The following is a 26605-nucleotide window of genomic DNA, read 5'->3' as shown; positions in this document are numbered from 1 at the left end:
CGATGGTGGTCGGCCTCGACGGCGGGTCCGGCGTGACCGGGTGGTCCGGGCGGTGTCACGGCTCCTGGCGGGCGCGTTCGGTGATGTTGCGGGCCATTCCTCCGAACACCACCGTGTGGAACGGCGCGACCGACCACCAGTAGGCGTGGCCGGCCAGGCCGTGCGGGTGGAAGAGCGCCCGCTGGCGGTAGCGCGTGCGGTGCTCACCGTCCGGTGTGACGGACAGTTCGAGCCAGGCCAGGCCGGGCAGCCGCATCTCGGCGCGCAGCCGGAGCAGCCGGCCCGGCTGGATCTCCTCGACCCGCCAGAAGTCGAGCGAGTCGCCGACCCGCAGCCGGGCGGGGTCGCGCCGGCCCCGGCGCAGGCCGACGCCGCCGGCCAGCCGGTCGAGCCAGCCGCGCAGGGCCCAGGCGAGCGGGAAGGAGTACCACCCGTTGTCGCCGCCGATGCCTTCGATCACCCGCCAGACGGCGGCGGGTGACGCGGTCACGGTGCGTTCCCGGAGGTCCTGGTAGAGGCTGCCGCCGGCCCAGTCGGGGTCGGTGGGCAGCGGGTCGCTGGGGGCGCCGGGCAGGGAGGCCGAGGACCAGCGGGTGGCGACGTCGGCGTCCTTGATCCGGCGCAGGGCGAGGGCCACGGCCCGGTCGAAACCGGTCAGGCCCTCCGGCGGGTCGGGCACCCACCGGGCGATGTCGTGTTCGCCGCAGACGACCTCATGGCGCAGGGACTCGACGAGCGGACGGGCAATGGAGTTCGGCACCGGGGTCACGAGGCCGACCCAGTGGCTGGAGAGGCGGGGGGTGAGGACCGGCACGGGGACGATGAGACGCCGTCGCAGTCCGGCGAGCCGAGCGTAGCGGTGCATCATCTGCGCGTACGTCAGGACGTCGGGGCCGCCGATGTCGAAGGTGCGGTTCACTCCGGGTGGCAGACCGGCGGCGCCGGCCAGGTAGCGCAGGACGTCCCGGACGGCGATCGGCTGGATCCGGGTGGAGACCCACCGCGGCGTGACCATCACGGGCAGGCGTTCGGTGAGGTGTCGGAGCATCTCGAACGAGGCGCTGCCGGAGCCGATGATCACGGCCGCACGCAGTTCGGCCGTGGGCACACCGCTGCCGCGCAGGATCCGACCGACCTCGGCGCGGGACCGCAGATGGGGCGAGAGGTCCGCTTCGGGCACCCCGGCGGGGACGAGACCGCCCAGGTAGACCATCCGGGTGACGCCCGCGGCCGCGGCGGCGGCTCCGAACGCACGGGCCGCCGCCCGGTCGGTGGCCTCGAAGGCCGGTCCGGTGCCGAGGGAGTGCACCAGGTAGTAGGCCACGTCGACGCCGTCGAAGGCCGCTGCGAGGGTCTCGGGCCGGCTCACGTCGCCGGGGGCGATGTCGACGTCCGCCCGCCACGGCTGGTCCCGCAGCCGGGCGGGGTTGCGCACCAGGCAGCGGACGCGGTGTCCCCGGGCGAGCAGCTCGGGCACCAGGCGGCCGCCGATGTAGCCGCTCGCACCGGTCACCAGGCAGTGCCTCGCCACGGCCCGCTCTGTGTCCATCTCGACTCCTCGTCCGAAGGCCGGCCCGGCCCGCCGGGTCCTGTAGTGGACCGGAGCAACAGGATCAGGATCACCCGTCCTCTTCGGAGCCCGCGACCCGGCCGGCACCGCCGAAGCGTGCCGTGGCGGGCGTCAAGGACTCGGCGGCCGAGGCCACGGCGTGGCGTGGCCTCGGCCGAGGACCCGGGCGGCGCTGCCACCGGGCACGCAAGGGCGCGGGGGACTCCGACAGGGCCGCCAGCGCTGATCACCACGCTGCGGACGGCCCGGACCCACGCCGCCGAGAACGCCGACGGGACGACGGGACTCGTCGCGGTCGCGCGACGGCCTCAGGACCGGGCAGGCGCCGGCACCGGCGTTTCGGCGGTCCGCGATTCACCGGCGGGCCCGTGCCCGGCACCTCCGCCGCGGTCAGCCCGTCGCGCCGCTTGCCGCCCGTGCCCGGAGGGCGTCGACGGCGAGGCGGGCGGTGGTTCCGATGGCGGCGTCGGCGGCGGGCAGCGTGATGGCGGTGGCGGCGGCGCGGGTGAAGACGGCGAGCGCGTAGCGGCCGCCGTCGGGGTACTCGACGACACCGACCTCGTGGCGCAGCGTGCGAAGGGTGCCGGTCTTGCCGTGGACGCGGACGTCGTCGAAGGGGAAACCGGAGGCCAGGCGGTGCGGCCAGACCTGGAGGCCGAGGAGACGTCGCAGCGCGGCGCCGTGGTCGCCGGGGCAGGCGTCGCCGTGCCAGAGGGCGGCGAGCAGTGTGGTCATGTCGCGGGGGGTGCTGTGGTTGGTGAAGGCGGGGTCGAGGACCCTGAGGCGGGCGACGACCGCGGGGTCGACCGGGGAGTCCGGGCCGGTGTCCTCGGCGAGGGCGGCGATCAGGTCGCGGAGCTTGTGGACGGCGACGGTGCGGCTCAGGCCGAGGTCGGCCATGGTGCGGTTGACGGTGTCGAGGCCGATCTCGTCCCACAGGGTGTCGGCGGCGGTGTTGTCGCTGACGGCCGCGGTGAGGTAGGCGAGGTCGCGCAGGGAGAGGCGGGCCGGGTCGAGCATGGCGCCGAGGCCGGTCCCCCCGGGGGTGCGGCCGGCGGCGGGCACGTCGACCTGCCGGGTCAGGTCGATCCGTCCGGCGGCGGCCTCGCGGTACAGCGTCACGAGCAGGCAGACCTTGTGGACGCTGGCGGTGCTGACGACGGTGTCCGCGCCGAGGGCGATCTCGGCGCCGGTGTCGAGGTCGCGCGCATGCAACCAGCCGGTGACGCCCGCGTCGGCGAAGGCCGCGGCGATGCGGGTGCGCGCGGCCCGGCTGTGCGGGGCCCGGTCGGCTCGGGTCCGGTCGGCTGCGGTGCGGTCGGCAGCCGTGCGGTCGGCTGCGGTGCGGTCGCTGGTCACAGCGGGAACTCCATTGCGGGCCGGGGGTAGAGCGGGCGGTTGGGCGGCTGGGGCAGCAGGCCGCCGGGTCCGGTCAGCGCCTCGTGGGCGGCCTGGGCGAACAGCCGGACGGCGGGCCCGCCCCGCCCGGCCGGCCAGGCCGTGGAGGTCCGCCAGGCCAGCGGGGTGCCGGTGAGCGGACGCCAGACCGTACCCGGTGGTGGTGTGGTGCGCGGCACCAGGGCGATGGCGCTGCCGGTCAGCACGAACGCGCCCGCGACGTCCGGTCCCGGCGGATCGACGACGGCCTCGGGGGTGCAGCCGTGCCTGGTCAGCGTGGTGAGGACCTCGTCGTACAGGGCCGGGGCCGCGGCGCGTGGGAAGAGGACCAGGCGCAGGCCGGTCAGTTCGGCCACCGCGAGCTCCGGGCGGTCGGCGTACGGACTGCGGGCGGCGAGCAGGACGCCGAGCGGCTGGTGCAGGACGGGGCCGAAGGCCAGTCCGTCGGCCGGGCAGGGGTGGCGGACGACGGCGACGTCGACGGTGTGCTGGGCGAGTTCGCGCACCACGGCCGCGACCGGCAGTTCCCGCAGTTCGAGCCGGGTGCCCGGGGAGGCGGTCTCGAAGCCGGTGAGCAGCGCGGCCAGGGCGGCCGGCCCGAGTTCGGGCGGGACGGCCGCGCGCAGGGTGCCGGCCCGTCCGCTGCACAGGTCGGCGGCGGTGGCGAGGAGGCGGGCGGCGCTGTCCAGCGTCTCCTCGGCCTCGGCGAGCAGCAACCGGCCCGCCGGGGTGAGGTCGACGCCGCGCGGGCCGCGGTCGAACAGGGTCACACCGAGTTCGCGTTCGAGGCGCTGGATCCGCTGGGAGAGCGAGGGCTGGGCGATCCGCAGGCGCTCGGCGGCGCGGCCGAAGTGCCGTTCCTCGGCGACGGCGCGGAAGTGGCGGAGGTGCCCCAGCAGGTCCATGGCCAGCAATCATAGGTGTTTTCCTATCGTCCGCTTCACGATTGCGGTCTTGGACTAGGGGGTCGGCGGCCTGTTTAGCTGAGCGCGACGGCGCGACGGCAACGTGACCGCGACGGCACGAACCACCTGGGAGACCACCGATGACGCACGCCCTCCACCGCCCCCGCACCGCGCTGCCCGCGGTGGCCCTGCTCGTGGCCGCGCTGATCGGCGGGTGCGGCCCGGCGGGCAGCGCCTCGACTGCGTCGGCCCCCGGCACGACGGCCCCGAGCGCGACGGCCCCGAGCGCGGCGGTGGCGAGCGCGCCCGCGACCGACTCGGCGGAAGCCTCCTTCGCGGCACTGGAGCAGCAGTTCGGCGCCCGGCTCGGCGTGTTCGCGGTGGACACCGGCAGCGGCCGGGAGATCACCCACCGGGCCGACGAGCGGTTCGCGTTCGCGTCCACGATCAAGTCGCTCGCCGCCGGGGCCCTGCTACGGAAGGCATCCGACGCGGACCTGGACAAGGTCGTCCCCTACCGCCAGGAGGACGTGCTGGCGTGGGCGCCGGTCACCTCGCAGCACGTGGCGACCGGCATGAAGCTGCGCGACCTGGCCGCCGCCTCCATCCAGTACAGCGACAACACCGCGGCCAACCTCGTCACCGCCGAACTCGGCGGCCCGGCCGCCGTCCAGCGGTCCCTGCGCGACCTGGGCGACTCGACCACCAACGTCGACCGCACCGAACCCACCCTCAACGAAGCCACCCCGGGCGACACCCGCGACACCAGCACGCCGCGCGTCCTCGCCGCCGACCTGCGCCGCTACGTGCTCGGCGACGCCCTCCCGGAGGAGCGGCGCGGACTGCTGACGGACTGGCTGGTCGGCAACACGACCGGCGGCCCGTACGTCCGCGCGGGGGTGCCCGCCGACTGGAGGATCGGCGACAAGACCGGCAACGCGGGCTACGGCACCCGCAACGACGTCGCCGTGGCGTGGCCATCGGGCGGGCGCAGCCCGATCGTGATCGTCGTTCTGTCCGACCGCGGCAAGGCGGGCGCCACCTCCGACGACGCCCTGATCGCCCAGGCGACGAAGACCGTCGTCAGCGCCCTCGGCTGACCCTCCCCGACCGACCAGGAGCCCCGACCCCCGCACCGGCGTCGGGCCGTCCGCGACCGAAGCATGAGGTGTCTCGTTGTGGGGGCATGAAACTGGATGACCGGTGACCGAGCGTTCCTCTCGCGCCAGGGGCGCGGCTCGCCGGGTCCGCCGGCCGGTGGCACGCGCCGGGACCGGCCGCGGTACCGGCGACACCGCGGCCGCCACCGAACCCGCGGCCAAGCCGCCGGACGACCGGAGCAAGGCGTTCCTGGAGAAGGCCGCCTACGTCGTGGCCCCGGATCTACTCCCGTTCCCTCATCACCCACGATGCCAGCGGCATCTACTTCACGGACCTCGGCGATTCGGGCGGGCCGTACCGCTACCAGTACCGGGGGTTCATCCTGCTCGCCAAGTCCAGCGCCCGCTACTACCTCGTCTCGTACGACCGCCGCCAGCCCGAGGACGTGACCGTGGTCCTGCGGGACGACGACGACATCCGCATCGAGACGCTCGGCTGACGCCTCAGCTCTCCGTTGCTACGGCCGAGGGCGACGTGGCGTGCGGCGACGTGGCCGCCGGCGACGTGGCGCGGGGCGACACAGCCGGGGGCGACGCAGCCGAGGACGTGCTCTCGGGCGTGGGCGAGTTCTCCGATGGCGAAGGTGAAAGCGAAGGCTCCAGCCCCTCACCGACCAGCTCGACGCGGTAGACCGCGTCGGCCGTCGTGTAGACGGTGAGTTCGGCGCTCTGCGTGCCGACGGTCGTCGGACGGAACGCGACCGTCAGAGTGCAGGTGTCCCCGGAGTGAAGAGTCCTTCCGGTACACGGGTTGTCGGCCACCGAGAAGCTTCCCGCCGACAGATGCACGGCCCCGATCGTCGTGCCGGCGGCGGAGGCGGCGGCAGCGGCGGCGGCCGTCGTGCCCGCGGCGGAGGCGGAGGCGGCGGCGGTGCCGCTTTCGGGGGTGCTGGGACGTCCGGCGAGCACCACGGGTTCGACGGTGTGCCCGCCGAGCTGCGTGGCGGGGAGTTGCGCCTTGGTCACCGCCGGGGCGCCATTGCTGCCGGGAAAGAGCGTGGCGATCGCGTTCGGACTCGGATTCGAGCCGGACGACGCCGTCGGCGCGGGCGTCTCCGCGGTCGACTGGGTCGACGCGGGCGTCGTGCCGGAGGACGAGCCGCCGCCACCGCCGCATCCCGTCGCCAGCGCCAGCGCCAGCAGCACAACCGGCGCGGCCACCCGAACCAGCCACCCCACACCAACATTCCGTCCGGCAGTCACGATCGCCTCCGCGTCCGCAAGAAAAAGTCGTGGCCGAACCCTTGCGCACTGGCGCGTCAGGACAGCCTCAGCTCGCTTCCACGCCACGAGTCGTCACTCGCACGAGCGTCGAGGGGGACCCGTTCGGAGTCGCCGGGCGTCGGAAGCGATCGACAGCGCGTGCCTGTATAGGCTGCGCCGTCATGGGTGGCGATTGGCGGGACGACAGGATCGGCAGCGCCCTGAAAGGCGTGAACCCCACTGTGCTCCGGCGGCTTGACGCCGGGTTCGCGGTGATCGGTGACGTGCAGTTCCTGCCCGGGTACTCCGTTCTCCTGGTGGACGAGCCCGCTGTGCGGCGTCTGTCCGATCTTCCCCGGACCAAGCGGATGGCCTTCCTGTCGGACATGGACCGGCTGGGTGAGGCCGTGGAGCGGGCCTGCCGGCGACTGGACCCGGAGTTCCGGCGCGTGAACCTGGAGATCCTCGGAAACACCGACGACTTCCTCCACGCACATGTCTGGCCCCGGTTCGAGTGGGAGAGCCCGGACCTCGTCGGCCACCCGGTGTGGCGGTATCCCCCGGAGAACTGGCGCGATCCCGCGAGCGTGCTCGGACCGGAGCACGACGCCTTGCGCGAGGCGATCGGCCACGAACTCGACGTGCTGTCCGCGCCGGCCGCCGGGGCGGCCGGCGCGGGGTGAGACACGTCGGGGAGGGCGACCTGACGGTCGACGGAGGACAGCCTGCTCGCCCGGTCCCGTCACAGCCCCGGGATCCCGGCTGGTGGCCGTACGTCGGGTGGGCCGGCCGTCGGTCACTCCCGGTGGATGACGGCCGCGAGGGCGCGCTCGCGGACGTCCGCCGAGGGGTGGCTGCGCAGTTCGCGCAGCAGGGCCCGCCATTCCCGGGGCCAGCCGAGGCGGTCCCCGAACGCCTCGGTCAGCGCCGTTGCGAACAGTCCGGCGGCCGGGTCGGTGTCGTCGCGGCGGGCGGTGTGCGCCAGCGCGTCGAGTGTCCCGGGCGGCGGCAGCGGGCCGGAGGCGTGCTCCCGCAGCAGCGTCAGCGCGGTGAGCGCGGCCGCCGCCGGGCGGCCCCGGTGGGCGTCGGCGAGGGTGCCGAGCGCGTCTGCCAGTGCCTGGGGGCCGGCCGCCGGGTCCACCAGGCGGCGCAGCGCGGCCGCTCGGACGCCCGCCAGGCCGGGTTCGGCCGCGAGCAGGTCGGCGGTGCCGGCGAGCAGTGGCCGGTAGTGGTCGTCGGCGGGGAGGTCGGCGAGGTGGGTGAGCCTCCGGCGGGCCGGGAGGTCCCGGTCGTCGGCGGCGTGGAGGTCGTCCGTCCGTGTGGCGGCGGCGAGTTCGGTGAGGGTGCGGTGCAGCAGGCTGCCGGGGGCGGCGCCGCCGAGCGGGTGCGGCAGGCCGGAGGCGGCGAGCGCGCGGACGGCGCCCGCGGCCTGCTGCCAGCCGCCGCGGTTCGCCGGATCGGTGACGGCCCGTCGGGCCACGTCGGCGGTCTCCGGGGCCCAGACGGCCCACCGCGGCAGTGCGGCCAGGGCCGGCGCCGCGACCTCCGGGTCGGCCGCGGCGGCGACGGAGGCCACCAGGCGGGCGTAGCGGGCGCGGTGGGCCTCGGGCAGGTGCGCCGGGTCGGCCCGCAGGACGGCGCGGCGCACGGGCGGCGGGGCCTGTTCGGCGGCTTCGGCGAGCAGGTCCCAGACCGGTTCGGCGTCCAGCAGGCCGGCCGCGAAGGCGACCGCGGCGGCGCGCACGTCGTGGTGCTGGCCCTCGACGCGGCACGCGGCCACCAGTAGGTCGGCGGCGGTCCGCGGCGGCAGGTGCTCGGCAGCGAGCCGCACCGCCTCCTTGCGGCTGGTCACCTTGCTGCCGTGGGTTCCGGACAGCAGGGCGCCGAGTTGCTCGGCGAGCTCGTGGGGCGGGGCGAACCGGGCGGCTCGGGTGGCCGCGTACATCGCGACCCGGGCGCGGTCGCCGCCCGCGTGGGCGAGCAGGTCGCGCAGCGCGTCGGCGGGCCGGTCCGTCCAGACCAGTGCGGCGAGCGCCGCCTCGGCGAGCACCACCTCGGCGGAGTCCAGCTGGGCGCGGACGACCGCCTCGCCGTACTCGGGTATCGCGGCGGCGGCGCGGACGGCCGCGGCCCGTGCGTGCAGCGGCAGGGTCGGGTCGCCGGCCGCCGTGGCGGCGAGCAGGGCGGTGGCCCGCCACTGGCGCGGGGTCCAGCGGCTCGCCGACCAGGTGGGGGGCAGGGCCGCCCGCTGCGGGTGCTTCAGGAACCTCCCGTACGGCGGTTCGGGGGCGAGGAGCGGGTCGAGGAGGTCGGTGCGCTGTTCGACCAGCACCTCGCACACCGGCGACAGGACGGCGGCGGAGGGCTCGAGTTCGAGGATCTCGGCGACCCGGGCGCCGCGGGTGCGCGGGTCGTCCAGCCACAGGCCGGCGGCCTTCGTGAACGCGGCGTCCGACCCGAACTGCAGGGCGTGCAGGAGGAGTTCCTGCAGCTCGGGGATGCCCCGGGCGCGGCGGCCGAGCGAGCGGGTCAGGGTGAACAGCAGCCAGTACTCCGCGGTGTCGGCCATGGTGTCCAGCCATGGCCGCAGGGTCGCGAACACGGAGTGTTCCTGGCCCCGGCGCAGCCGGTGCTCCAGTGGGCCGAGTTCGACCGTGCCGCTCTGCCCGGCGATCCGCCGCAGGCTCCGCAGTGCCCAGTCGACCAGTTCGGCCCCGTCGGCGAGGGCGTGCTCGCGCAGCACCTCGGCGACCAGCCGCTGCAGGGCGGCCCGGGTGGCGTACGAGCAGTCGCGGGCGTCCACCGCGTCCTGCACGGCGGCGTCGAGGTGGGGCACCGCCGCCGGGGTCAGTAACCGGGCGGGCACCTGGACCAGTGCGGTCAGCGCCGCGCAGCGCACCGGGTCCTGCTCGTTGCGCAGCCGCGGGAGCAGTGCGAGCGCGTCCTGGACGGCGGCCCGGTCGTCGGAGGCGGCCGCGTTGGCGAGCAGGCCCGTCCAGGCGGCGGCGCGGTCGTCGGCGTCCGGGCGGGACAGGGCCGCCCGCAGCTGCGGCTGGGCCTCCTCGGTGGGCAGGTAGGCCAGGACGGGGGCGATCCGGGCCCAGGGGCGGCCCTCGGCGAGGCGCGCGGCGGCCTGCCGCCGCGCCTCGGCGTGGCGGCGGGCGTGCGGGAACAGCGGTAGCAGGGCGGGCAGTTCGCCCTCCCGCGGCAGGGCACCGTCGTACACGAGGTCGAGGAACGCGTCGCGCCGGCCCGGCGGAAGGGTGCGCAGCAGGGCGACGAAGCAGCGGGGCGCGGCCAGCCAGTGGCGGCCGAGGGCGGGCAGCGAGGGCGGGTCGGCGCGCACCAGTCGGCGCAGTGTGCCGCTCGTGGGCGGTGCGGTGTACGGCCCGAGTGCGCCGCGCCGCGGGTCGGCGAGGATGCGGACGGTGCGTTCGGCGTCCGCGGCGGCCAGTGCCGGCAGGTGGTGGCGGCGCAGCGGGAGGTCCGGGCCGAACCGCTCCAGGAGGCCGAGGAGCCGTTCGGGGCGGGTTCGCGCGATCGTGCCGAGGACGTCGGCGAGCGCGGGCCACTGACCGAGCCGCAGCGTCTCGGGGCGCTCGGCGATCACCTGCTCCAGGTGGTCGAGGACCTCGTCCGGGAAGCGTGCGGCCAGCGGTGCGAGCGGCGCGGCGTGCGCGAGGTCGGGCAGCGTCCGGGCGACGAACGCGGGGCTGCAGGCGGAGAGCAGCCGGGCGGCCTCGGCGTCGCCCCACTCGGCGCGCAGACGGCCCACCAGCCGCTCGGCGAGCCGGTGCCGGCGGCCCTGCCGCACCACCCGGGCCAGCTGCCGGCGCAGGGTGCAGGAGGCCCCGGTGAAGGCCGCCTCGATCGCCTCGTCCGGGATGCCGTGGGTGCGGGCGGCACGCAGGGCGTACCCGCGGACCACCGGGTCGGGGTCGGTCAGCCGCTCGGTGAGGTAGCCGGTGGCGCGACCGGCCGACGCGGCGAGCGCGGCCAGCCGACGGCCGTACACGCCGGAGCGTTCCAGGTCGGACAGCAGCCCGGGGAGCTCGCCGTCGGAGGCGAGCTGCCGGGCCGTGCGGGCGACGAGCTGTTGGCGTTCCGGGTGCGAGAGCAGGTCGAGGTCGGCGAGGAACTGATCGGCTTCGTGCGGCATGCGGTCAGTGTGGCTGCTCGGGGCGGGTGTCTCCCAATGGATTTCCGCTGCCGTGGTCGGACGTGGCCGCGGGCCGGTTCGCCCGGCAGCTCGACGGCTCGGCAGCTCCACAGCTCGACGGCCCGGCGGCTCCACGGCGAGCCGCCCGGCGGCCCTTGGATAGGGTGCGGGGATGGTCCCCGACGCTCCCCGGCTGCTGCGCGCCGACGCCGCCCGCAACGCTGAGAAGATCATCCGGGCTGCCCGGGAGGTCTTCACCGAACAGGGCCCCGAAGCCCACCTCGACGAGGTGGCGCGCCGGGCCGGTGTCGGGCCCGCGACGCTCTTCCGACGCTTCCCCGACAAGGCCGCGCTCCTGCGGGCCGTGCTGGAGCAGCGCTTCGGCGAGAACGTCCGTCCCGTCATCCAGGCCGCCGCCCACGACCCCGACCCCGCGTCCGGGCTGGCCCGCGTGCTGGCGGCGGCCCTGGAGTCGGTGGCCGGCGACTTCAACGTCCTGGCCGCCGCCCGGGCCGCCGGCGTCCTGACCCCGGCGACCGGCGAGGAGTTCTTCGCCGCCCTCGACGACCTGCTGGCGCGCGGTCAGGGCGCGGGCGCGATCCGCGCCGACCTCGTACCCGACGACCTGCACCGCATCGTCGTCATGCTGGTCTCGGTGCTGTGGACGATCGGCCCGGGCGAGGACGGCTGGCGCCGGTACCTGGCCCTGGTCCTCGACGGCCTCTCCCCCGCCGGGGCCCGTCCGCTGCCCTGTCCCGCCCCCGCGCTGCGCCCCCGCACGCCCTGACGTCGAGGCAGGTGCCGGCCGCCCCGCCGGGCGGCCGGCACCGCCGCCGCTCAGCCCGCCGGATGCCACCGGAGCGCCGTGACCGGGCACCTGGCGGCCGCCTCGCGGGCCTGTTCCGCCGCCCGCCCGACGGGCTCGGCGGCCAGCACCACGACCTGCCCGGCCTCGTCCTGGTCGAACACCGACGGCGCGGTCACCGCGCACTGCCCCGACGACACGCACCGCGAGGCGTCCGCCGTCACCCGCGCGGCCGGCCGCTCTCGCGGCTGATCCCCGTTCACCACAGGACCGGCACCTCGCCGATGCCGCCCGCCAGCCGTTCGGAGTGGTCGCGCAGGCTGCGCGCGTCCACCGCGAGCCGCAGGCCGGGGAAGCGCCGGAACAGCCCGGTCAGCGCGATCTGCATCTCGGTACGGGCCAGCGCGTTGCCGATGCAGTAGTGGCCGCCGTACCCGAAGGCGAGGTGCGCGTTGGGGGAACGCGACGGGTCGAAGGCGTCCGGCTCCTCGAACGCCCGCCCGTCCCGGTTCGCGGCGTTGATCGACACCAGCAGCGCCTCGCCCCGAGCGATCGCCGCCCCGCCGACGGTGACGTCCTCGCGGGCGTAGCGGGTCAGGCCCAGGGCGCCGGGCGCGGCCATCCGCAGGACCTCCTCCACCGTGGCGCGGGCCGACCCGTCGGGGTCGGCGGCGAAGCGGTCGCGGCGGCCGGTGTCGCTGAGCAGGAACAGGACCCCCAGGTCGATCCGGGTCGACGTGGTCTCGTGGCCCGCGAACAGCAGCCCCACCGCCAGGCGGGTCATCTCCTCCTCGGTGAACGAGGGGTCCTGCGCCTGCACGGCCAGGATGTCGCTGATCACGTCCTGCCCCGGGTGCCGGCGCTTCTCCTCGGCGATCGCGGCCACGTACTCCTCGAACTCGGCCATGGCGGCGGCCCCGTCGGCGCCGCCGTACAGCGCGGCGATCCGCTCCGACCAGCCGCGCAGCAGGCCCCGGTCCTCCACCGGCACGCCCAGCAGCTCGCAGATCACCATGACCGGCAGCGGGAACGACAGGTGGTCGTGCAGGTTGACGGCGCGTCGCGGATCCCGGGAACGCTCCTCCTCCATCGTGTCCAGGCAGGATGCGGCGAGTTCCGCGATCCTCTCCCCCATCCGGCGCATCCGCGGCGCGCTGAACGCGGGCGCCAGCATCCGGCGCATCCGCGCGTGCTCGCGGTCCTCCTCCTCGGGGGTGGGGGCGGGGCGGGTGTGCAGCGCCGAGGCGGAGATCCTCGGGGCGCCCTCGACGTCGGGGCGCAACCGGGAGAACCGGGTGTCGCTCAGGATCTCCCGGGCTTCCTCGTAGCGGGTCACCAGCCAGGCCGGGTCGCCGGCGGGCGTCGTCACCCGCGTGATCGGGCCTGCCTCGCGCAGGCGCGCGAACAGCGGCGCCAGGTCCAGGGCGTTGGGACGCTCGAAGGGTAACTGCGGTGCGGGGGCGGTCATGGTCTCTCCTCACCGGCCGAAGGGCCGCAAGAGCAGCGAACGCTGGGCGGAACCGTTCTCCCCTGCGGGCCCGGGCCAGGACGGGCGCCATGGCGTCCGGCCGACAAGTGAGAGTCAGCTCTCTTTTAGGAGAGTAACACCACCGGCACGCACAGTCAGCTGGTCCTGCCCGTGCCCGCACCGGTACTCGAAGTGGGCACGTCCAGGCAGGAGCCGCTGCGGGCCGCATGTCCGAGGCGCGGTGCGGAGCCGATCGGGTGAGCTGCGTGCGGCTCACCCGCGTGGGCCCGCCCGGGCCGGGGATCACTTCGTTCCGGCCGGGTGCGGACCCGGCCACGACGAGAGGCGGAAACACGATGGGGCACGACGGAAACGTGATCGAGGAGCTGAAGGCCGACCACCGGGAGGTGGAGGAGATGTTCGGCCGGATCCGGGTGATGCCCGGGCACGGACAGGAGCTGCGGGACCTGGTGGACCAGGTCACCATCGAGCTGGTGCGGCACTCGGTGGCCGAGGAGCAGTACCTCTACCCGGCGGTGCGCGAGCACATCCAGGGCGGGGACGGGCTCGCGGACAAGGAGCTCGAGGACCACGCCCGGGTCGAGAAGATCCTCAAGAAGCTGGAGCGGATGGATACGGCCGACGCGCAGATGAGCCCCGTACTGCGGCAGCTCATGGACGAGGTGTCCGCCCACGTCCAGGACGAGGAGGACAATCTGTTCCCCAGGCTGGCCCAGGCCTGTACGCCCGAGCAGCTGAACGACCTCGGGGACAAGATCCGCCGCGCGAAGGCGATGGCCCCCACCCGCCCGCACCCGGCCGCCCCGAGCAGCCCGGGCGCCAGCAAGCTGCTCGCCCCGGGCGCGGGGCTGGTCGACCGGGCCCGCGACTTCGTCACCGGCCGCGGCAAGTCCTGAGCCGCACCGCCCGACCGCCCGACCGGACGGCCCCGCACCGTCCGGTGGGGTAGGGCGTGACGCCGGTCATGCCGCCGGCCGCGCCGTCCCGCCTACACTGGTCGGCGAGCAGCAGGGCAGCGAAGCCCCGCACACCGAGCAGCTCGCTTCGGCCCCGACCCACGGACACCGGCGAGCCCGCCCCCGAGGGACCGATCGCCGTGCCCACCGACCTCGCCCCCGTCATAGCCGCCTCCAGCCGCTGGCTACTGATCGCCTACCCGCCACCGGCAGGCGCGCTCAACGCCGCGCTGGCCGAGGCCCAGGCCGTTCAGGCCACCACCGTCGCGGCCCACCTGCGCTACCCCGGCGACCTCGACGTACAACTGCTGCACCTGCTCGGCCCCGGCGGGTCGGACCGGCTGGACTGGCTCACCGGCAACGACGCCGAACCTGCGGACGCCGCCTGGCGCACCTGGGTGGACGAGACCGTCGTCAGCTGGGCCGCATGCCTCCTGGCCGAACCGGCCCTCGCCGCCCGCGCCCACCGGATGCTGACCGCTGCCATGCTCCCCGCCCAGGCCCGGGCCCACGACCAGGGCCTGCGGCGCCTGATCGACCCCGGAGTCGACGACGGCGAAGCCGCCGTGCTGCTGCGCCATCCCGACCTGCTCGAACCCGTCACGGCCCTGCACCGGGCGTCGCTCACCGAGCTGCTGGACGCCGAAGGCGCCACGGCGGCGTAGCTCCCGGTCGGTGCGCCGTCCAGTGGGCGGCGGCTCCGGGTGACGCGCCCGTGGGCGAGTGGTTCCGCACGCGGGGGTGTGGCGATCGGCGCCGGAAGCCCCGCGACCGGCGCGCCCACGGGAGCGTGTCAGCCTGCGGCGTCGCTCGCGTCGTGGAAGCGCACCGGCAGGCTCGTCAGTCCCCTCAGCATGGTGCTCGGCCGCCGCACGAGGTCTGCCGGGTCGGCGTCGAGGGCGAGGTGCGGGCGACGCTCGATCAGGGTGCGCAGGGCGATGGCGGCTTCGAGCCGGGCGAGGGGGGCGCCGAGACAGTGGTGGATGCCGTGGCCGAACGCGAGGTGGCCGGCGGGCTTGCGGTGGACGTCGAACCTGTCCGGATCGGGGAAGTGGCGCGGGTCGCGTGAGGCCGCGGCCAGGGAGACGAGGACGCTGTCGCCTGCCGGGATGGTGGTGTCGCCGACCCGTACCGGTTCGGTGGCGTAGCGGAAGGCCGCGGACTCCACCGGGCCGTCGTGCCGGAGGGTCTCCTCGATCGCGCCGTCGACGAGGCCGGGATCGGCGCGCAGGGCGGCGAGCTGCTCGGGGTGGGTGAGCAGGGAGAGGACCGTCCCCGAGATGAGGTTCACGGTGGTCTCGTGCCCCGCGACGAGGAGGAGGAAGGCCATCCCGAGCAGTTCCTCGGCGGAGAGCCCGTCGGCGGCCGGGGTGACGAGCGCGCTGAGCAGGTCCTGGCGCGGGCTGGTCCGGCGTTCCTCGATGAGGGCCGTGAGGTGGCCGGTCATGGCGCCGGCCGCCGCGCCGGCGGCCTGCGGGGAGCTGGGCGCGACCAGTTCGGTGGACCAGGCGTGGAAGTCGGCGCGGTCCGCCTCCGGTACGCCGAGCAGTTCACAGATGACGGTCATCGGCAGCGGCAGGGCGTAGGAGGCGACGAGGTCCACGGAACCCGCTTCGGGCAGGGCGTCGATCAGGGTGTCGGCGATCTCCCGAATGCGGGGGCGCAGCGCCCGGATCCGACCGGCCGTGAACGTGCCGGCGACCAGTTCGCGCAGCCGGGTGTGCTGGGGCGGGTCACTCTGGAGCATGTTGACCCCGAGGGCGTGGCCCCCGTCGTCGGTCCAGGAGGAGGAGTGCCGGATGTCGTTGCTCAGCCGGGGATCCGTGAGGGCGGCGCGGGCCTCGTCACGGGCGACGACGAGCCACGCTTCGCCGGATCCCGGGACGAGCACCCGGTGGACCGGCCCTTTCTCGCGCAGTGCCGCGTAGGCGGGGTACGGGTCGATGGTGACGTCGAGGTCTGCGGGAGACAGGTCCTGAAGCGTCGGAGCAAGTGTCGGAGCCGGCACGTTCTTCCCCCCTGGAAAACGGGGACTACCCCCCGGTGGTGGTCCGACCCTACCAAACCGGGGACATCACCCCACTTTGGCCGTGTTGCTGGGGCGTACCGGCCGGGGCGACGGGCAGGGCGGCGGAGCTGCCGGGCCGCCCCCGGTCAGAGGGCGAGGTGCTCGATGTCCCGTACCGCGGCCTCGTCGGGGTGCAGAGATGTGTTGTCGACCACGATCGTGACCGCCCGGCGCCCAAGGAGCCGGGCCGGCCGGGCCGTCACGACGGTCCAGGCGGGCCGGGCCGCGACAGCCCGGCCCGCCTGGAGGAGCAGGTCCGCCTGCGGACCTGCTCCAGCGGCTGACCCCCTGCGAGCCCGGGCCGGCTGTGACGGCGCCCCGCGGCGTCACCGCCCGGCCCGCTCCTCCAGCGCGGGCAGGACCTTGTCCAGCGTGATCGGCAGGTCCCGCACCCGCACCCCGCAGGCGTGCCACACCGCGTTCGACACCGCGGCGGCCGTCCCGACGATCCCGATCTCCCCGATGCCCTTGGACCCCACGGCGTTGACGTGGGGATCGTGCTCGGCGAGCCAGTGCGCCTCGATCCCGTCGACGTCCGCGTTGGTCGTGATGTGGTAATCGGCGAGGTCGTGGTTGACCACGTGGCCGGTTCGCGGGTCGAGCACTCCGTTCTCGTGCAGGGCCATGGACAGCCCCATCGTCATCCCGCCGACGAACTGCGAACGCGCCGTGCGGGGGTTGATGATCCGGCCGGCCGCGAACACTCCCAGCAGGCGCGGCACCCGCACCTCGCCAGTGTCCGCATGGACGCGCGCCTCGGCGAACTGCGCCCCGAAGGCGTGCATCGCGTAGCGCTCGTCCGGCGGTCCGACGCTGCCGGAGGCCCGCGCCCCGTCCGGCGGCTCGGCCCCGTACCGGCTGCGCAGGGCGCGCGCGGCCTCGACCACGGCCGAGCCCCACGTCGTCATGCCCGAGGAGCCCCCGGCCACCGACGCCACCGGGTAGTCCGTGTCGCCGATCCGCACCTCCACCCGGGCCACCGGCACGCCGAGCGCGTCCGCGGCGATCTGCGCCAGCGTGGTCCAGGTGCCGGTACCGAGGTCGGCCGCACCGATCTCGGCCACGTAGCCCCCGCCCTCCCGCCGGATCGTCGCCGTCGACTTCGGCATCCGGCTGACCGGGTAGGTGGAGGCCGCCACGCCCGTACCGACCAGCCAGTCACCCCGACGGCGCACGCCCGGCCGGGGATCGCGCCGCGACCAGCCGAACCGCGCCGCGCCCTCCCGCAGGCAGCCGACCAGGCCGCGACTGGAGAACGGCTTGCCCGAGCCGGGTTCGACGGCGGGCTCGTTGCGGATCCGCAGGTCGACCGGGTCCAGGCCGAGGCGCTCGGCCAGCTCGTCCATCGCCACCTCGGGGCCGAACATCCCGGGGCACTCGCCCGGGGCGCGCATCCAGGACGGCACCGGCACGTCGAGGGCGGCCAGCCGGTGCGTGGTGCGCCGGTTCGGCGAGGCGTACATCATGCGCGCGGGGACGCCGGTCTGCTCGGCGAACTCCTTGATGCGCGACGTCTGTTCGACGGCGTCGACCGCGACGGCGGTGAGCCTGCCGTCCCGGTCAGCCGCGAGCCGGCAGCGCTGGATGGTCGGGGTGCGGTAGCCGGTCAGGGCGAACATCTGCTGCCGGGTCAGCGCCAGCCGCACCGCCCGGCCGGGCACTGCCCGCGCGGCCAGCGCGGCGAGCACCACGTTGACGTGAGGCTGCCCCTTGGAACCGAACCCGCCCCCGACGTACGGGCAGACCACCCGCACCCGTGCCTCGTCGAGACCGAACAGCGATGCCAGCGCGGACCGCGTCGGATGGACCCCCTGGGTGGAGTCCCACAGGGTGAGGAAGCCCTCACCCGCCGGATCCCACAGGGCCGACGTGGCGTGCGGTTCCATCGGGTTGTTGTGGTACATCGCGGTGCTGTACGTCTCGTCGACGCTCACCTGCGCGGCCGCCATCGCGGCGTCCACGTCGCCCTCGACGGTGTCGGTGGGAAGATCCGGGTTCACCTTCCGCGGTGCGTACAGGTCCTCGCGGTCGGCCCGCAGTTCGGCGTCGTGCGCCTGCTGCGCGTAGCCGACCCGGACGAGCGCGGCCGCGTGCCTCGCCACCTCGGAGCTGTCCGCGACGACGAGCGCGACGACCTGGCCGCGGAAGGCGACCTCCGCGTCCTGCAAAACCGCCAGCTCCCGGTCCGCGGTGGACGCCAGGCGCTCCGCGTTGTCGTGGGTGAGCACCGCGACCACCCCGTCGAGCGCCTCGGCCGCCGCGGTGTCCAGCTCCGTGACGCGTCCCCGGGCGACGGTGGCCTGGACGGCGTGCAGGTGGGCGGCGTCCGCCAACGGAGTCTCGTGGGCGTAGGTGGCGGTGCCCAGGACCTTGACGGCCCCGTCCCGGCGGGGCAGGTCGCGGCCGACGGCGGCCGGCTCGTGGGGGAACGTCACGGGGTGTCCTCTCCGGCCAGGCCGCGCAGAGTCGCGGCGAGGGTGCGGCGCAGCAGCGGGATCTTGAACGCGTTGCCGCCGCCCAGTCCTTCGGCCGGCCGGGCGGCGGCGAGCTCGGCGTCCGCGGCGGCCCGGAAGGCGTCTTCCGAGGCGGGAGCGCCCCGCAGCACCTCCTCCGCCCGGTACGCGCGCCACGGCACGTGTGCCACGCCGCCGAAGGCGACCCGCGCGTCCACCACCACCCCGTCCCGGACGTCGAGCGCGGCGGCCACGCTGACCAGGGCGAACGCGTACGAGGCCCGGTCGCGCACCTTGCGGTAGGCCGAGCGGCGGGCGATCGGCTGCGCCGGCAGGTCGATCGCGGTGATCAGCTGACCGTGCTCGAGCACCGTGTCGCGCTCGGGGGTGTCGCCGGGCAGCCGGTGCAGGTCGACGAACGGGATCGTGCGCTCGCCGTCCGGCCCGAGCACCCGTACCCGTGCCCCGAGCGCGGCCAGCGCCACCGCCATGTCGGAGGGATGGACCGCGATGCAGTGCTCGGACGCGCCGAGGATCGCGTGGTGGCGGGTCCACCCCCGGATCGCGGAACAGCCCGAGCCCGGCTCCCGCTTGTTGCACGGGGTGGTGACGTCCTGGAAGTAGACGCAGCGGGTGCGCTGCAGCGGATTGCCGCCGGTGGTGGCCATGTTGCGCAACTGCCCCGATGCCCCTGACAGCAGCGCCTGCGACAGCACCGGGAACCACTCACGGACCCGGGGATGCGCGGCGAGCGCGCTGTTGCTCATTCCCGCACCGATCCTCAGGGCTCCCCCGCCGAGTTCCTCGACCCCGGCCGGCAGGACACCGGCGAGGTCGACGACCAGGGCGGGCCGCACGACCCCCAGCTTGAGGTGGTCCACCAGGTTCGTCCCACCGCCGAGGAACACCGCGTCCGGGTCGCCGGCGACGCTGCGCACGGCGGCTGCGGCGTCGGCGGGGCGGTGGTGGTCGAACGGTCTCATCCGGACACCCCCGGCTCGGTGGCCCGCCGGGCCGGGGACTGCCCCGTCGGAAGCTGCCCGGCCGCCTGCAGCACGGCGGTGACGATGTTGACGTAGGCGGCGCAGCGGCACAGGTTGCCGCTCATCCGCTCGGCCACCTCGGCGCGCTCCAGCCGCGGTGCGCCCGGGCCCCGGGTGACGGCGCTCGGCCAGCCCCGCGCGAACTCCTCCAGCGCCCCGACCGCGGAGACCACCTGCCCGGGGGTGCAGTAACCGCACTGGAGCGCGTCGCAGTCGATGAAGGCCTGCTGCACCGGGTGCAGGCCACCGTCGGCGAGCCCCTGCGCGGTGACCACCTCGGCGCCGTCCTGGGTGACCGCGAGCGTGAGGCAGCCCAGTACGCGACGTCCTTCGGACAGAACCGTGCAGGCGCCGCACTGTCCGTGGTCGCACCCTTTCTTCGGGCTCGTCACTCCGAGCCGTTCCCGCAGCGCGTCGAGCAGCGTCGTACGCGTGTCGACGGTCAGCCGGTGCACGGCGCCGTCGACCCGTACGGTGATGTCCTTCTCCATCGCACGAGGCTCCCCCGGTCCGGCCGCCCCCACACGGCGCGCGGCGCTCCGTCACCCCCGTGGTGGCAGCCCGACGCTCCGGGAGGCCTGCCCGCCGAGGGTGCCCCGCGGTCCGGGCGGGCGCGGCGGCGCCGTAACGTTCGGCGGGCCGCCGTCGGCCGGGGGGCCGGCCACCGGATCCGACCTGGGGGGTTGCCCCCGGGGAAGACGGCAGTTCTCCCCAGCGCGCCGCGGCCCCGGCGACGCGAGGATCGACTCACCGAACGCCGAGGTCGGGCGTTCCGTCGGAGTGAGGAGTGACCGGGACGGTGGCAGGCAACGAACGGACCGGGCGGCGGGGACTGCTGACGGCGGCGGTCGCCACCGCAGCGCTGCTGGTCCCGGGCGCGGCGGTCGCCGCGCCGGTGGCCCCGAACGCCGGCGGCGCGGCCGCGGACCCGGGGACGGCGCAGCGCTCCGCCGTGGTGCGCGCGCTGGAGAGCGTCCCGGCCGCTGCGGACGACGGAACCCGGCGGCCGTACCACCGACCTGCGCGCCCTGGGCTCCATGATCGGCGACGCCGAGGTGGTCGGCCTCGGCGAGGCCACGCACGGCTCGCACGAGTTCTTCGCGATGAAGCCCCACCCCCGTCACACCGAGTCAACGCCGACCGGGCCGACACCGAGACCGCCACCACACCGTGCCGACGCGGTGACGACAGCTATCGGCGGGTCCGGGCCCCGCCGGGACGTCCGGCCGGCGGAGCTTGCTCCGCACGGCCCACGCCGCCGTGCCCGCGGCCGGACCCACCCGCAGGCTGGGGTCCATGACGAGGAGCCTGTTCACCTGCGTCGGCGACACCGCCGACCACCGTTCCCGGGGCGCCACCGAGCGCCTGCTGAAGGCGATCGACGCGCTCGCGGAAGCCGACGGACTCGACTCCGTGACCCAGCCGCTGAGACGGATCATCCGGGCGCTGCCGCTGGGCCGGGCACGCGACGTGCTGCACGGGCTCCCGCTCGGCCATCCCCTGCACCCCGCCCTGGTCCAGATCCCCATCGGCGCCTGGACCTGCGCGGCCGTCCTTGACCTGACACCCGGCGCCCGCCGGCCGGCCCACCTCCTGGTGGCGCTCGGTGTGATCACCGCCGTCCCGGCCGCCTGGTGCGGCTGGGTCGACTGGGCCGAACAGCACGAACAGCAGATGCGCACCGGCCTGGTGCACGCCCTCGGCGTCGGCGCGGCGATCGCCCTGTACGGCGGCTCCTGGGCCGCCCGGGGGCGGGGCCACCACGGGCTCGGCCGAGTGCTCGGCTTCACCGGCGCCGCCGCCGCGACCGCCGGGGCCTACCTCGGCGGCCACGTCGCCTACCGGCAGGGCGCGGGAACGAACAAGACCGAACCCGTCGCGCACCTGGTCGGGCCCGGCTGGCACCCGCTCGGCCGCCTGGCCGACCTCCAGGTGGGCCTGCCCGTCCGGCGCACCATCGGCGACGTCCCCCTGCTCGTGGTGCGCGAGTCCGAGGACACCGTCCACGTCCTGGCGGCCCGGTGCAGCCACATGGCCGGACCGCTCACCGAGGGCGAGGTCGTCGACGGGTGCGTGCGCTGCCCCTGGCACGGCAGCCTGTTCCGGCTCACCGACGGCTGGAACGTCGGCGGGCCCGCCACCGCCCCGCAGCCCCGCTTCGAGACCCGCACCGACGGTGACGGCGTCCTGCACGTCCGCCTGCCCGAGGCCGGCTGACCGGGTGCGTCGGTGTCCGCCGCGGCCTCGCAGGACCGGGGTGGTGGAGCGCCCGGCGGCGTACCCGAATCCCCCTGCCCGGGGCAGGAAGAGCGGGGACTGCTGGAAGCGGGAGCTCTCACACTCGCAGCCGGGAGCCTGCTCGCCGAGCACCTGCGCCACCGGATCAGCGCCTCTACGGGGAGGACACCGGTCCGGTGAAGGCCGCCGCCCGGTCCTCAATTGCTGAGCAGTCGGTCGAAGAAGGCGCGGTACTGCTTCAGCGCCACCCTCAGCTCCTCCGTGTCGGCCTCCCCGTCACGGTTCCACTGGCTCTCCAGCCCGTGCTTGCGGCCGGCGAAGTATTCGGCCAGACGGCGCATCAGATCGGCGACCAGCTCGTCCGCGTCGCGAACGGCCTCGCGGGGCGCGTCGACGAAGCGCGTCTGGACCTCCTGCCAGCGCGAACGCAGCTCGTCCGCCTCGTCCGGCGGCAGGAGGGACTCGCGCTCCTCCCGCTTGTGCTCCTCCCGCTCGCCCCCACCGTCGGTGGGCACCTCGCCCTCGGCCGTCCGGCCGGTCGTTCCTCCGGCTGCCCCCGCCCCTGCCGTCTCCGTTCCACCGGCCGTGTCGTCCGTGCCCGGCTCCTTCCCCGTCGCCTCGCCGGGGTATACGGCCCGCTCCTGCGTCTCCCGCGTCTGCGGCTGCTCGTCGGCCGTCGTGCCCGCGAGGATGTCCTCGGTCGACGTCCGTCGCTCGTCGTCGTGTTCCATCGGAGTCATCTCGGTCGCTCCGTTCCGTCTCGTTCCGTCCCGCCCCGTTCCGTCCCGCCCCGTTCCGGCTCGCCGTCGAGGAGCTCGTCGAACAGCGCGCGGTAGTGCACCATCGCCCCCCGCAGCTCCTCGGTGGTGGCCTCGCCGCGGCCGGCGTGGGTGTTGACGGCGTGCGCGGCGCGGTAGTGCTCCAGGGTGCGGCCGTGCTCGACCGACAGATCACGCAGCCGCTGTTCGTAGTCCTCCGTCGGGTAGCCGCGGTCCCGCATCAGCGTCGTGACCAGGCGGTCGGCGTCCTGGACCGCCGTACCCGGCCGGTCGACGAACTCCTGCTGCACCTGGATCCAGTCCCGGCTGTAGCGCTGCCTCGCCTCGGTCGGCAGCGGTCTGATGTCCAGCTCCCGGTGGCGCGTCTCGCGCTCCCGCAGCTCGCGTTCAGCCGCGATCCGGCTGTCCGACCGGTTCACGGTCCGTTCGTACTCGGGGCCGAATCGTTCCCGCAGCCGGCGGCGGCGGTTGACGAACCACAGCACCGCGGCAACGAGGACCACCACGACGGCGATCGGCACGATGATCGCGACGAGTTCTCCTGTCGACATCGGGCCCTCCTTACTTCTCCGTTGCCGAGCCGCTGCCCAGAACCCCGGAGTCGAAACGCCCGTCGACCTCGGAGTCCGCGACCGGACGAGGTGGCGGGCCGGGCCCGGGAAGGTCCCGTCCACCTCGCCGAACGACAACGCTTTCGCGCTTCCCGTCGCGTACACCGGGTGAACGTCCGGGCCGGATCCACATCGAGCAGCTCCACCGCAAGCTCGGCGTGCGTGCCTACAGGGGTGGATGGACAAGCCGAACCACCGTTACTACTGAGGCGGGTCCCTGCGGACCGCCGTCGCCGGGCATCGCCGAAGAGCCGGGCGCTCTCGCGGCGGACCACGCTGAGCGCACACCGGAACCGCACCCGGGCGCTTCTTCGGGATGGTGTCGATCCCGCCCGGGGCTACGCGGGCATCACCCCGTGGATGCGGGAGATGGTGAACATCCGCTCGTCGTTCCGCAGGTGGCACCAGGCGTGCAGGTAGGGGGCGTCCAGTTCGAGTCGGCTGAGGGTGCGGACCGTCGCGCTGCCCGAGGTCGCGACGTACTCGATCGTGACGGCCTGGCCGTCGTTGACGGCATGGGCCAACTGGCGGACGTCGGTGAAGGACAGATTGCGCGCGTGCCCCGCGATGATCTCCTCGGTGTCGCTGTCGTAGGGGCGGTCGTCCCACGGGTCCGGCTCCGGGATGTCCTGCGGGGCGCCCCGAAGCCGGACGGCGAGGGAGGGCAGGTCGACGGTCGTCCGGGCGTCCGTGGTGCGGGCGTCCGCCCGCTGGGTGCGGGACCCGCCACCGGACGGGCGCGGGGTTGGGAGGGTGCCCGCCGCGCGGGGGCGTTGGGCCCGCTCGATGCGGACGGACCCGTCGGGCTTCTCGGCGACGGGGGCGTAGCCCGCGGACCGTAGTGCCGCGAGCGTCTTGTCGAGCGGGGTCCGGCTGATCAGCACCGTCGGCGCCAACAGCCGCAGGCCCAGCTGGGTGAGCTTGCGGTGCGCTGCCAGTTCGGCCAGGAGAGCGGGCTCCTCACCGTGGATCACACAGGCCGCGGAGACGATGCGCACTCGACCGTGGCTGCGCGCGGTGTCGTGGATCAGGTACGAGAGCGGCTGGGGAAGCGAGTCGACGGCGATGGTGGCCAGGTCGGCTGTGAGGGAGTCGGGGGTGAGGCCGGCGTCGAGGGCGCGGCGGACGCTTCCCGGACTGAACCGCCATACGGACGCCGCACCGGCGGTCTCCCGGTCCGCGACGGAGTCCAGCAGCGCGAGGAGGGACGCCGACGGCGTGCCGGCGACCACTGCCGTGAGATCGCTGCCGAAGCGGGCGGTCCCGCTGGCGGCGGGCAACAGTCGCCGGCAGGCGTCGGTCAGGGCCTGGGTGTCGTCGGCGAGCAGGGCGGCCCCGATCGGGGACACGGCCCCGAGGGCGAGTGCGCCGAGCAGTTCCGCCTCCCGGATCAGGGTGGCGAACGGCGTGGTGTCCTGGGGGAGTTCGTCGACGAGCGGGCGGAGCCACCCGAGGAGCGCTCCCAGGTCCGCCGAGTCCGCCGCGCCTTCACCGACCGGGAGCTGCGACGCGGCCGTGAGCAGTCCGTGCCGGGCCTGCACGCAGCCTCCGCAGGGCGGAGCCGCGGCGAGCGCCGGTAGAGCCTTCCCGTCCTCGTCGCGGCTCCCGCCGGGGGTCAGCGGGAGCGCCCACCACGCCTGGAGCAGCACGGCGAGTTGGTCGGCCGGTTCCTGCTCGGCCCAGTTGTCGTAGGACGCGGTCGCCGCGACCCGGTCGCCGTCCCGGGCCAGTAGTCCGGCCGCGCTCGCCGCCTCCAGCACGACGCGTACCAGGATCTCGTCGCACTTCGCCGCTCTGCCGATCCGGGACAGCTCGCGGGCGCCGATCCCGCCGGCCTTGAGCCGGGCCGGCGGAGCGGCGGCGCACACCCCGAGGACGGACACGGCGTGGGCGGCGAACGCCATCGAGGCGGCTGCGGTTTCCCGGTCGATGTCCGAGACGGTGGCGGGCACCGACCGCACGCTGGGCGGGGCGGGTGCGAACGGGGCGTGCCAGTCGGAGCCGCGCAGTGCGAGTGCCACCTCCGCGGGCATGCGGGCCGGCCCGTACCGGTGCCGGTCCCGGATCAGCAGCCCCCGCTCCACCGCCCACTGTTCGCCGGGCTCGGAGCCGGCCCGCGGAGCCCCGAACACGATGAATCCGGGTCGCTCCGGTGCCTCATGTGCCCACCGCTCCAGGAGCTTTCGGACGGCCGCGGGCGCCTCGGCCACCAGCGCGGCGACCCGGGCCGGATCGCTGTGATGGTCGATCAGCGCCGCCAGGCGCATCTCCTTCCTGTTGGCGGCGGGTTTGATGCCCAGCTTCGCCAACATGCGGCCCAGCTCGTCGGAGTTCGAGCCCGCGAGCAGTTGTACGAGCGGTGCGTCGAGTCCCAGCGGCGCGCCCCACGCGTTCCGCAGCGGCGCGGCCATGTGCAGCAGCCCGTTGCCGGCCGGCCACACCAGAGCGCGATCCGCCAGCGCCTCCAGGACGGCGTCCAAGGCGTGGGCGCGGTCACCGTGCGTGGCGTCCAGGAGGACCGCCAGATCGTCCCGTTTCACGGCCGTCAGTGCGGCGACGGCCTCCGCGACCTGGAGGCACGGCAGCGCGAGCCGGGGCAGGACCAGCGCCACGGACGCCGGGCGCTGGAGCCGGTCCGCCAGTTCCCCTACCGACCGCGGTTCCGGACGCGACACGGCGTCCGGACGCGCCGCCAGGACCCGCTCCAACTCGGCCGCATCGAGACCGCGAAGCCATACGGCCAGCGTCGATCCGTTCTTCTTACTGATGGGACACCTCGCCGCGCAGAAGGATGACTGCCCTGCCGAAAGCAGGCCCGGTGCACAAGGATGGCCCACCAGAGGGGGTGAGTGCGACAAAGGCCCCGACGGAGGGGCCGAGATCACCACGCCGATCGCGAGCAGCCCGTAAGTCTGCGCGGCCTCGGGGAGGTACCGGTAGCCGCGGCCGGCGCCCTACTTGCCGACCAGCACCCGGGCGACGATCCCGCTGAGCGCCCCGGGCGCCAGGCGACGGGCCGTCCACAGGGCCCGGGTCCCACGCCCCGGGAACGCCCACGACCGGCCACGCGCCAGCGCCCGGTCCATCGAGTCCAGCACCGCCTCGGCACTCAATCCCCGGCGTGGGCCGAGGAGTTGCGGGGTCTCGACGCGGATCCGGTCCAGCATCGGAGTCTCCACGGCCGGCGGGCAGACGCACAGGACCCGGATGCCGTCCGCACGGTGTTCCGCCGCGACGATCTCGGCGAGGAAGTGCACCGCCGCCTTCGCCGCGCCGTACCCGCCGCCCAGCGGTACCGGCACCCAGCCACCGATCGACCCGAACAGCACCACCTCACCGCCACCCCGGGCCACCATCGACGGCACCACCGCGCGCACCACACGCAGTGTGCCGCCGTACACGACATCCATCACACGGAGGGTGTCCGCCGGATCCCGGTCGAGCAACCGCCCCATCACGGCGACACCCGCGCAGTGCACCAGCCGACGCGGCGGGCCCAACTCCCGCCCCACGTCGAGGACCACAGCGGCGACGGCAGTCCCGTCGGTGACGTCGCAGACGAACGGGCGCACCCCCGACGCCGCCGCGGCCAGGCGGTCGAGACCCGCCTCGTCCACGTCGACCGCCGCGACCACCCAGCCCGCCCGGGCCAGCCGCAGGGCCGCCGCCCGGCCGATACCGCCGGCAGCGCCGGTGACGACGGCGACATCTCCTCGCGAGAACGCCATACTCCTGCTCCTGGGCTCACATCGGGTCGGACACATCACC

Annotated in this window: 21 protein-coding genes; 6 read left to right on the top strand and 15 right to left on the bottom strand. The window is 75.1% G+C overall.

The window, feature by feature from the left end:
* Positions 1-55: 55 nt before the first annotated feature.
* The 3 genes from ACWDBB_RS22940 to ACWDBB_RS22930 form a co-directional block, all read right to left on the bottom strand.
* Positions 56-1549: an SDR family oxidoreductase gene (locus ACWDBB_RS22940; RefSeq protein ID WP_449791378.1), complete on the bottom strand. Its 1494-nt coding sequence runs from the start codon at positions 1547-1549 to the stop codon at positions 56-58.
* Positions 1550-1960: 411 nt separating this feature from the next.
* A complete protein-coding gene (locus ACWDBB_RS22935; protein WP_449791422.1) occupies positions 1961-2824 on the bottom strand; it encodes a serine hydrolase in 864 nt (287 codons plus the stop codon).
* Between the two features lie 101 nt (positions 2825-2925).
* The gene (locus tag ACWDBB_RS22930) at positions 2926-3873 is read right to left on the bottom strand and encodes a LysR family transcriptional regulator (RefSeq protein ID WP_449791377.1); all 948 of its coding nucleotides are present in this window, start codon (positions 3871-3873) and stop codon (positions 2926-2928) included.
* Between the two features lie 140 nt (positions 3874-4013).
* On the opposite strand from ACWDBB_RS22930, the gene bla reads away from it, so the two are divergent.
* A complete protein-coding gene (gene bla, locus ACWDBB_RS22925) occupies positions 4014-4973 on the top strand; it encodes a class A beta-lactamase (RefSeq protein ID WP_449791376.1) in 960 nt (319 codons plus the stop codon).
* Positions 4974-5477: 504 nt separating this feature from the next.
* Here the strand turns inward: bla and ACWDBB_RS22920 are convergent.
* A complete protein-coding gene (locus ACWDBB_RS22920) occupies positions 5478-6236 on the bottom strand; it encodes a hypothetical protein (protein ID WP_449791375.1) in 759 nt (252 codons plus the stop codon).
* A gap of 182 nt (positions 6237-6418) precedes the next feature.
* On the opposite strand from ACWDBB_RS22920, the gene ACWDBB_RS22915 reads away from it, so the two are divergent.
* Positions 6419-6919 (top strand): HIT family protein, encoded by a 501-nt coding sequence (locus tag ACWDBB_RS22915; RefSeq protein WP_449791421.1) that lies wholly within the window; start codon positions 6419-6421, stop codon positions 6917-6919.
* A 113-nt stretch (positions 6920-7032) separates the two neighbouring features.
* Here ACWDBB_RS22915 and ACWDBB_RS22910 read toward each other — a convergent pair whose 3' ends face one another.
* Positions 7033-10395 carry a hypothetical protein gene (locus tag ACWDBB_RS22910; protein WP_449791374.1) on the bottom strand — a complete coding sequence of 1121 codons (3363 nt, stop codon included), beginning with the start codon at positions 10393-10395 and terminating at the stop codon, positions 7033-7035.
* A 172-nt stretch (positions 10396-10567) separates the two neighbouring features.
* On the opposite strand from ACWDBB_RS22910, the gene ACWDBB_RS22905 reads away from it, so the two are divergent.
* A complete protein-coding gene (locus ACWDBB_RS22905; RefSeq protein WP_449791373.1) occupies positions 10568-11182 on the top strand; it encodes a TetR/AcrR family transcriptional regulator in 615 nt (204 codons plus the stop codon).
* A gap of 50 nt (positions 11183-11232) precedes the next feature.
* Here ACWDBB_RS22905 and ACWDBB_RS22900 read toward each other — a convergent pair whose 3' ends face one another.
* Positions 11233-11463: a ferredoxin gene (locus ACWDBB_RS22900; protein WP_449791372.1), complete on the bottom strand. Its 231-nt coding sequence runs from the start codon at positions 11461-11463 to the stop codon at positions 11233-11235.
* On the bottom strand, positions 11460-12668 hold the full coding sequence (locus ACWDBB_RS22895; RefSeq protein ID WP_449791371.1) for a cytochrome P450: 1209 nt from the start codon (positions 12666-12668) through the stop codon (positions 11460-11462). Before ACWDBB_RS22895 ends, ACWDBB_RS22900 begins: the two co-directional genes overlap by 4 nt.
* Positions 12669-13024: 356 nt before the next feature.
* Here ACWDBB_RS22895 and ACWDBB_RS22890 point away from each other — a divergent pair, with 356 nt between their 5' ends.
* Both ACWDBB_RS22890 and ACWDBB_RS22885 read left to right on the top strand, forming a co-directional pair.
* Complete coding sequence (locus tag ACWDBB_RS22890) at positions 13025-13585, top strand: hemerythrin domain-containing protein (protein ID WP_449791370.1); 561 nt, start codon at positions 13025-13027, stop codon at positions 13583-13585.
* Between the two features lie 200 nt (positions 13586-13785).
* Positions 13786-14310, top strand: coding sequence for a hypothetical protein (locus tag ACWDBB_RS22885; protein WP_449791369.1), 525 nt, complete (start codon positions 13786-13788; stop codon positions 14308-14310).
* Positions 14311-14438: 128 nt separating this feature from the next.
* Here the strand turns inward: ACWDBB_RS22885 and ACWDBB_RS22880 are convergent, their stop codons facing one another.
* From ACWDBB_RS22880 to ACWDBB_RS22865, 4 genes are all read right to left on the bottom strand, one after another.
* Complete coding sequence (locus tag ACWDBB_RS22880) at positions 14439-15617, bottom strand: cytochrome P450 family protein (protein WP_449791420.1); 1179 nt, start codon at positions 15615-15617, stop codon at positions 14439-14441.
* A 422-nt stretch (positions 15618-16039) separates the two neighbouring features.
* Positions 16040-18148: a xanthine dehydrogenase family protein molybdopterin-binding subunit gene (locus tag ACWDBB_RS22875; RefSeq protein WP_449791368.1), complete on the bottom strand. Its 2109-nt coding sequence runs from the start codon at positions 18146-18148 to the stop codon at positions 16040-16042.
* Complete coding sequence (locus ACWDBB_RS22870; protein WP_449791367.1) at positions 18145-19149, bottom strand: FAD binding domain-containing protein; 1005 nt, start codon at positions 19147-19149, stop codon at positions 18145-18147. The genes ACWDBB_RS22875 and ACWDBB_RS22870 overlap by 4 nt, the downstream gene beginning before the upstream one ends.
* The gene (locus ACWDBB_RS22865) at positions 19146-19700 is read right to left on the bottom strand and encodes a (2Fe-2S)-binding protein (RefSeq protein ID WP_449791366.1); all 555 of its coding nucleotides are present in this window, start codon (positions 19698-19700) and stop codon (positions 19146-19148) included. Before ACWDBB_RS22865 ends, ACWDBB_RS22870 begins: the two co-directional genes overlap by 4 nt.
* An 805-nt stretch (positions 19701-20505) precedes the next feature.
* On the opposite strand from ACWDBB_RS22865, the gene ACWDBB_RS22860 reads away from it, so the two are divergent.
* The gene (locus ACWDBB_RS22860; protein ID WP_449791365.1) at positions 20506-21426 is read left to right on the top strand and encodes a Rieske 2Fe-2S domain-containing protein; all 921 of its coding nucleotides are present in this window, start codon (positions 20506-20508) and stop codon (positions 21424-21426) included.
* A gap of 218 nt (positions 21427-21644) precedes the next feature.
* Here ACWDBB_RS22860 and ACWDBB_RS22855 read toward each other — a convergent pair whose 3' ends face one another.
* The 4 genes from ACWDBB_RS22855 to ACWDBB_RS22840 form a co-directional block, all read right to left on the bottom strand.
* Positions 21645-22187 (bottom strand): hypothetical protein, encoded by a 543-nt coding sequence (locus ACWDBB_RS22855; RefSeq protein ID WP_449791364.1) that lies wholly within the window; start codon positions 22185-22187, stop codon positions 21645-21647.
* Positions 22184-22777, bottom strand: a complete 594-nt coding sequence (locus ACWDBB_RS22850; protein ID WP_449791363.1) for a hypothetical protein — start codon at positions 22775-22777, stop codon at positions 22184-22186. The genes ACWDBB_RS22855 and ACWDBB_RS22850 overlap by 4 nt, the downstream gene beginning before the upstream one ends.
* A 398-nt stretch (positions 22778-23175) precedes the next feature.
* On the bottom strand, positions 23176-25449 hold the full coding sequence (locus tag ACWDBB_RS22845; protein WP_449791362.1) for a helicase C-terminal domain-containing protein: 2274 nt from the start codon (positions 25447-25449) through the stop codon (positions 23176-23178).
* Between the two features lie 342 nt (positions 25450-25791).
* Complete coding sequence (locus ACWDBB_RS22840) at positions 25792-26565, bottom strand: SDR family NAD(P)-dependent oxidoreductase (RefSeq protein WP_449791361.1); 774 nt, start codon at positions 26563-26565, stop codon at positions 25792-25794.
* Between the last annotated feature and the right edge of the window lie 40 nt (positions 26566-26605).

The organism is Kitasatospora sp. NPDC001095, assembly GCF_053598615.1.
This window is presented reverse-complemented; position numbering and strand designations above follow the sequence as displayed.

Coding starts and splice junctions, on each gene's coding strand:
- ACWDBB_RS22905 (WP_449791373.1), top strand. CDS start 10,568: ATGGTCCCCGACGCTCCCCGGCTGCTGCGCGCCGACGCCGCCCGCAAC.
- ACWDBB_RS22840 (WP_449791361.1), bottom strand. CDS start 26,565: ATGGCGTTCTCGCGAGGAGATGTCGCCGTCGTCACCGGCGCTGCCGGC.
- ACWDBB_RS22890 (WP_449791370.1), top strand. CDS start 13,025: ATGGGGCACGACGGAAACGTGATCGAGGAGCTGAAGGCCGACCACCGG.
- ACWDBB_RS22865 (WP_449791366.1), bottom strand. CDS start 19,700: ATGGAGAAGGACATCACCGTACGGGTCGACGGCGCCGTGCACCGGCTG.
- ACWDBB_RS22895 (WP_449791371.1), bottom strand. CDS start 12,668: ATGACCGCCCCCGCACCGCAGTTACCCTTCGAGCGTCCCAACGCCCTG.
- ACWDBB_RS22870 (WP_449791367.1), bottom strand. CDS start 19,149: ATGAGACCGTTCGACCACCACCGCCCCGCCGACGCCGCAGCCGCCGTG.
- ACWDBB_RS22915 (WP_449791421.1), top strand. CDS start 6,419: ATGGGTGGCGATTGGCGGGACGACAGGATCGGCAGCGCCCTGAAAGGC.
- ACWDBB_RS22855 (WP_449791364.1), bottom strand. CDS start 22,187: ATGACTCCGATGGAACACGACGACGAGCGACGGACGTCGACCGAGGAC.
- ACWDBB_RS22940 (WP_449791378.1), bottom strand. CDS start 1,549: ATGGACACAGAGCGGGCCGTGGCGAGGCACTGCCTGGTGACCGGTGCG.
- ACWDBB_RS22860 (WP_449791365.1), top strand. CDS start 20,506: ATGACGAGGAGCCTGTTCACCTGCGTCGGCGACACCGCCGACCACCGT.
- bla (WP_449791376.1), top strand. CDS start 4,014: ATGACGCACGCCCTCCACCGCCCCCGCACCGCGCTGCCCGCGGTGGCC.
- ACWDBB_RS22910 (WP_449791374.1), bottom strand. CDS start 10,395: ATGCCGCACGAAGCCGATCAGTTCCTCGCCGACCTCGACCTGCTCTCG.
- ACWDBB_RS22850 (WP_449791363.1), bottom strand. CDS start 22,777: ATGTCGACAGGAGAACTCGTCGCGATCATCGTGCCGATCGCCGTCGTG.
- ACWDBB_RS22930 (WP_449791377.1), bottom strand. CDS start 3,873: ATGGACCTGCTGGGGCACCTCCGCCACTTCCGCGCCGTCGCCGAGGAA.